2 protein-coding genes are annotated in these 1,128 nt (G+C 41.8%); both read right to left on the bottom strand.

Annotated features, from left to right (window positions below):
* The coding region (locus NEPTK9_RS09540) for a hypothetical protein (protein WP_194848591.1) at positions 1-647 on the bottom strand (647 nt) is incomplete at its 3' end.
* A gap of 68 nt (positions 648-715) precedes the next feature.
* Complete coding sequence (locus tag NEPTK9_RS09535; RefSeq protein WP_194846997.1) at positions 716-1,009, bottom strand: hypothetical protein; 294 nt, start codon at positions 1,007-1,009, stop codon at positions 716-718.
* Between the last annotated feature and the right edge of the window lie 119 nt (positions 1,010-1,128).

The raw sequence follows: 1,128 nt of genomic DNA, 5'->3' as shown, positions 1-1,128 counted from the left end.
TCTAGGTTCATATATCTTGCTTTTGATCTTTGTTGAGGGGGAGCAAATTTTGTAAAGGGAGTCATTGACAAGGCTTTTTTTGTTTCCGTCGCACTCTTCGTCATTATCTCCCAACTATCCGTTTTTAAACGCTTTTTTAGCTCGCAGGCCACTTTATGACAGACATCATATTTGAGGTCCATACCGGGATATTGTTCAGCAACTAATTTAGACCCTGCATGCAAGTCTGAGCCATGATCGATGACTAAGCCAGCAGGAGAAAAGCCTACTTTGTTAATTGTCTCTTCTAGTCTCTTTGCTACCTCTGTTCCGTTCGATACTTGCATTGGAAGGATTGCCATAGGCTCTAAGTCTTCTAGAGTCACTGTCAAGTCGCTTTTTGCTCTCAAAGCAGACATCCTAACTCCGACGACTACAAAGCACTTGTACGAGCCAAGACGAATAACATGGTCTGCCATCCAGACCCACTCTTGGTCAGCTGCTTTCGGACGCTCTAGTTTATGGAGCCCTATTTTTAGATCCCACTGGATTAAGGTTTCTGGTTTAGGAGCCCTATCGATTTTTTCACGAACCATAAGCTTTTTTAAAAGGGAAGAAATTAACCTAAACCCTGCCCAGGCTGTCCGAAGAAAGTGAAATCCCCACATTACGATACCTTGTGTAAAGGTGTGCCGCTTCAATCGGGGGTCCCCCGGTATTACTAGCGCTTTTTTTTTTAATCTTCTTTTTCTTGCTCCAATTGCATCAACGCAGCTTTAAGCTTTCTAATTTCTACCTCTTGTTTTGCCTGTGTTATTTTATTTTTTGCCCGCTCCGCCTTCAGCCTCTCACATTCCTCTTTCCACTTCTCTCGACTAGCACGGGCTCTCTTCTGAGCTTGCTTTGCAACCTTTAATTGAGCCTTACTGTTCAGTGTTTTATGTTTCCACTCTTCTCTACTTTTACCTAGCCAGTCGATTGTTTTATCTGGGCGAGCAGGCATATTTTTTGCTTTTGATGTCTTGGGCATATATTCCTCTTATGTACAAATAAATATTGCACTTATAGCACATAAATCTTTTTGGAATAAGAACAGCCTCAACTTTTAGGTCAAAAACTCTTCAGTTTAGTCAGATTTTTGACACCCCA

The organism is Candidatus Neptunochlamydia vexilliferae (assembly GCF_015356785.1).
GTDB lineage: Bacteria > Chlamydiota > Chlamydiia > Chlamydiales > Simkaniaceae > Neptunichlamydia > Neptunichlamydia vexilliferae.
The sequence above is the reverse complement of the archived record's forward strand: the minus strand, read 5'-3'. Positions and strand labels throughout refer to the sequence as shown.